Source organism: Syntrophales bacterium, assembly GCA_030655775.1.
GTDB lineage: Bacteria > Desulfobacterota > Syntrophia > Syntrophales > JADFWA01 > JAUSPI01.
On sequence record JAUSPI010000082.1, the window covers coordinates 1 to 4,402 of the forward strand.

General features: G+C 43.7%; 5 protein-coding genes. 4 read left to right on the top strand and 1 reads right to left on the bottom strand.

The genetic code is table 11. The features are described 5' to 3' along the window. The first annotated feature begins 547 nt into the window (after positions 1-547). The 4 genes from Q7J27_04390 (at position 548) to Q7J27_04405 (ending at position 2,656) form a co-directional block, all read left to right on the top strand. Complete coding sequence (locus tag Q7J27_04390) at positions 548-823, top strand: AbrB/MazE/SpoVT family DNA-binding domain-containing protein (GenBank protein ID MDO9528382.1); 276 nt, start codon at positions 548-550, stop codon at positions 821-823. Next, positions 820-1,218: a putative toxin-antitoxin system toxin component, PIN family gene (locus Q7J27_04395; protein MDO9528383.1), complete on the top strand. Its 399-nt coding sequence runs from the start codon at positions 820-822 to the stop codon at positions 1,216-1,218. Before Q7J27_04390 ends, Q7J27_04395 begins: the two co-directional genes overlap by 4 nt. Before the next feature lie 563 nt (positions 1,219-1,781). Then, entirely contained in the window at positions 1,782-2,129 is a 348-nt protein-coding gene (locus tag Q7J27_04400) for a hypothetical protein (protein ID MDO9528384.1), read from the top strand. A 179-nt stretch (positions 2,130-2,308) separates the two neighbouring features. Further along, positions 2,309-2,656 carry a Fur family transcriptional regulator gene (locus Q7J27_04405; GenBank protein MDO9528385.1) on the top strand — a complete coding sequence of 116 codons (348 nt, stop codon included), beginning with the start codon at positions 2,309-2,311 and terminating at the stop codon, positions 2,654-2,656. Here Q7J27_04405 and Q7J27_04410 read toward each other — a convergent pair. Next, on the bottom strand, positions 2,640-4,331 hold the full coding sequence (locus Q7J27_04410) for an IS1634 family transposase (GenBank protein ID MDO9528386.1): 1,692 nt from the start codon (positions 4,329-4,331) through the stop codon (positions 2,640-2,642). The two genes, Q7J27_04405 and Q7J27_04410, sit on opposite strands and share 17 nt — an antisense overlap. Between the last annotated feature and the right edge of the window lie 71 nt (positions 4,332-4,402).

Consider the following 4,402-nt stretch of genomic DNA (forward strand, 5'->3'; position numbering starts at 1 on the left):
GATGTCAACAGGTTTTTTTCCTTCAAGATACTGCTGGACTGCTTCGATTCGTGCTTCCTCTTCAAATGTATGTTCCATGATACTTCACCGAGGAAGCATCATAAAAATAGCCAGTATAATTTATGGTATCCGATGGTGTGAGCCATATTCGTCAAAATGAAAAGGTATCCGATGGTGTGAACCTTTCCAGTGAAGGACATGAAACCCAACACCCCGCCAACCATCTAGATTTTCGAGCAGGGTAGGCCGATTTTTCTCTTACTCGATATTATCTTTTGGAGCCTAGATAATCACCTTGAACACCCGGCCAACCACACAGATTTTCGAGCAGGCTGACCAGAGGTTTTTCTATTAATGAATTTTTCTTTTTGCCGACGATCAGCCAGCGGAGAAAATTGTAAAAGAGAATACCGCAGCGGAGAAAATCCCACAAAAAGAAAAACTCGCGCGAAGCCGATTTTTGGGGTTTTTCTTGGAACTGAAGCTCTGTTATAATACAATACAAAATCTTTTATATCTAAAAAACCTTGTATGTATTGGTGATAATATGAGTTTGGGAATAGCCAAGATATCGAGCAGCGGCCAGATAGTCATTCCGGCAGAGATCAGGGAGTTGATGGGCATCGAAACCGCCGACAGATTCCTCGTAATCAGCGATGGTGACGATATCGTACTGCGGAGATTGAATAAAAAAGCCAGAAAAAAAGAACTGCTGGAGTTGCTTGAAAGCATTCAGAAGGACGTAGAAGAACAAGGAATAACCAAAGAAGACCTTGAGAACGCAATAAAAGAAGTTAGGAAGGCGAAGGGGAAAGCCAAATGAGAGTGGTCCTGGATACGAACATCTTGGTTTCAGCAATGGGTTGGAACGGGAACGAAAGAGAGGTATTGTTGGCAACCCTCTCCGATGATGTCGATTTGGTTCTGAGCGACGAAATAATTTCGGAATTGCTTCATGTCCTGTCATACGAGAAATTATCGCATATACCTGAGGAAAAGATAAGTCTGTTCCTGGAAATCATCATGGAAACGGCAATAATCATCGAGACAACTTCAAAGCTGGCGATAATAAAAGAAGATACAATGGACAACCGAATTCTTGAATGCGCGATTGATGGCGATGTAAAATATATCGTATCTGGCGATAAACATCTGCTTGGCCTGAAAGAATATGAAGGTATCAAAATACTCAAGGCAAAGGCGTTTCTGAGCATTTAAAAGTGATTACCTCGCCCCGAGCATGAATCAACGGACGAATAGTTTTTAAATCCACCGCACCATTCCCCTCCGAGACCATGCGAGGGAAGCGTATTCACAAGCGGAGAGTTATTGTTCAACCATCATTCCCCAACAACCGGTTTTCAACCCGGCCCAGGCGGAAAAAGGTGGTTAAACGCCAGGAATGGCGGGAGGAAGAATCCAGCGCATATTTTGGAGTCCCCGATACCGCCCTTTTCAACCCGACGGACAACGCCCCGACTTTTCCATACTCTATCCAACACTACGAACCCGGCGTCTATGCGCCGGTGCAGCCGCTCCGAGCAGGCGACTGGGGGGACGGGCAGGAAGCCAGCGGAGGAGCGGCGGGTGGGGGATGCGTCCAGCATGGCGGCGTGTACGTGAATGCGGCGCAGCCAATTTCCGGCACGGAAATCAGTCGGCTTTGGTAAGCCAGTGGTCGAGGGTCTCGGTCTGATGCATTCTGAGGGTGTTGACATGCTCGGGGAGGTAGAGGATTCCTCGCTGGCGGTAGTTGCGGTGAATTTTCGGGTTCTCCGTTATTGTTTTTACTTGAGGAGAACAAGCTCACCAGAGCTTTTTCTATTAATGAATTTTTCTTTTTGGCGACGGTGGAATGTTACCTTGGGCATCCATCCAACCCGATTCGATTTTCGAGCAGGGTAGGCCGATTTTTCTCTTACTCGATATTATCTTTTGGAGGCCTATCCAGCGCAGAAAATTGTAAAAGAGAATACCGCAGCACAGAAAATCTTACAAAAAGAAAAACTCCAGCGGAGAAAATTGTAAAAGAGAATACCGCAGCGCAGAAAATCTCGCAAAAAGAAAAACTCGCGAGGGATGTGTTTAAATCGACACACATCTCGGTCCCCGAAACTGGCACCGATTAAATCCCAAAGCACCCCACACTCTGCCATCCGCCTAACACACCTCCTAGTTCCAAATGTCCCACAGGACTTTGGATAGAGATAAAAAGGACTTTGGATACCGAATAATATCGGGACAATATATTAGTACTATCTTGTATTCTTAATCAAATTGTAATGATTTCAAATTAGGGGGTGAAAAATTGGATAAATACGAAAAAATACTGAAGGACCACGGCATCAAGGTCACGCCCCAGCGCCTAGATATTCTGAAATTTCTGGATACGCATCATACCCATCCTTCTGCTGATGAAATTTACCTGGAATTGAAAAAGAATAGTCCAGCTCTCTCGAAAACGACAGTTTACAACACCATCCAATCTCTGAGGGAGCATGGCATGCTTCATGCAATAAATATCTCAGGAAATGAAGCAAGGTTCGACAGTGTTATTGATCCCCATCACCATTTACTGTGTAGCGAGTGCGGGAAGGTAATGGATATTAATATCGACCTGAATAGCGAGGACGTATACACTACGGTTTCAATCTGATCTCTTCCTTCAACATATCCTTCATTCCAATCTTTTTCAGTTTGTCTTTGATTGATTTGGTGTCATTGAGATACAGGGTTTTGATCTCATTACCAAAACCAATCTCTGTCCTCTCGACTCTACTCAATTCTTGTAGGATGCCATATGTTTGTTCCCAGGGGCTGTCGGTTTCTCCCGTTTCAACGAATTTGAAGCGTAATGCCGATAGAAGCCGATATGCTAGAACACATACGAACATATAGCTCCTCACTCGATTTTCAAGCCTGTGACGGACGGGTTCGATCTCTTCTTCTGTCTTGAATATTCGGAAAACCTTTTCGATATAATCCTTTTCAAAATAAGAACTGATGACATCCTTTGATGAAAGTGTTTCGTCGGTGGATAGGATTATATATTTTGCAGATCTGCGTTTTATCCGTTCTATTTCACGATTCCTGTATTTCCACCCTATACAAGACCCAGTTCCTTTTCTCTTCACTCTGACATGAATGCAATCTTTCCATGAACCAACTATCTCATCAATTGATTTATGCAGCTGTACCTCTGATCGGTTCTTTCCCTCTTGTGCCAATATGTCCAATTCATTCCCAATGTCCGCCAGGGCTTCGTTCATAATGTTCATCTCTTTCATGTGACGATCCGGGTTCACATATACAATCAAGGAGCGTTTCTTGCCATAAAGTGGCCCATCTGACTTTGAGGCATAGATGTGTCCGGTTCGGCTCTTTAGGATGTAGGTAGAAGGGGTGAGTTCGATATCTGTATCATCAATAATGCTGAGGGCATCCTTTGATGTAATCGGAACTCCACAGATAAGTTTCCAATTTGTGGATTCGACCATCTTCACATGATCGTTTGATACGTTTCCACGATCCCATATGAGCGTTCCCGGTTCGATGGCGATTTCGTCCAATCTCGCCAATAAGTTCTTGACCGTTGATGCATCCTTACGTTTTCCATTGTATACAAAATGGGCAATAGGATGTCGATCATATTTTGAAACCAACAATGCAAGATTGACCTGTCGTTGCTTCATTTTCTTAGGATTCCGACCAAGTTCAGCAATCGGGCAGGTCACTCCAAAAAAGAGGATGGATGTGAGATCATATGCCACTGTTTCTTTCTCACCAGATGGAAGTGGACATATATGACGCTGGTGCTGGTATAATGCATCGTCGATCGAGGCCGTATAATCTATGAGACTGTTTGTTAGACTATCATAACTGCATACGAAGTCAAGGGATGATAGAAACGCATCCTTTTTAAATAATTCCGGCTCGATATTAGCCAGTTCAGGGAGGTCTGTGGTCTTAACCCATCTTTCAAGTTGGGTACAACTCTCGGGTTCTAATGCACGATTAATTGCCCAGATTGTTAAGAATTTCCCGGGAGAAGGCCCCTGAATACCAAATTCTTGGCAGCAAATTCTGTCAATTATGCCAACAAAATCAAGATCTCTTGCAATCTCCCATAGCAACCCGACATCTCCTGCCCGTGTTGATCTTGATATCTGGACTCGGTCCAGAACACGTTTCTTGGACTTCTTTCCAGCTTTAACTTCGTCCTCGGGTCCAAGATATCTCACATAGATGCTTTTGACCTTACCGTTGACCCTCACGGATTTGTATTCAGATAGATAGATGTGACCATTTCGTTTTACTTTATGAATTGCCATTGTAGGGTATATATACACTACCATATATATAGGTTTCTGTTGGAAAAAAGTCTATAAAATAATGATACTGG

Excerpts from the sequence above, each read along its gene's own strand:
- Q7J27_04390 (MDO9528382.1), top strand. The coding sequence starts at position 548 with ATGAGTTTGGGAATAGCCAAGATATCGAGCAGCGGCCAGATAGTCATT.
- Q7J27_04395 (MDO9528383.1), top strand. The coding sequence starts at position 820 with ATGAGAGTGGTCCTGGATACGAACATCTTGGTTTCAGCAATGGGTTGG.
- Q7J27_04410 (MDO9528386.1), bottom strand. The coding sequence starts at position 4,331 with ATGGCAATTCATAAAGTAAAACGAAATGGTCACATCTATCTATCTGAA.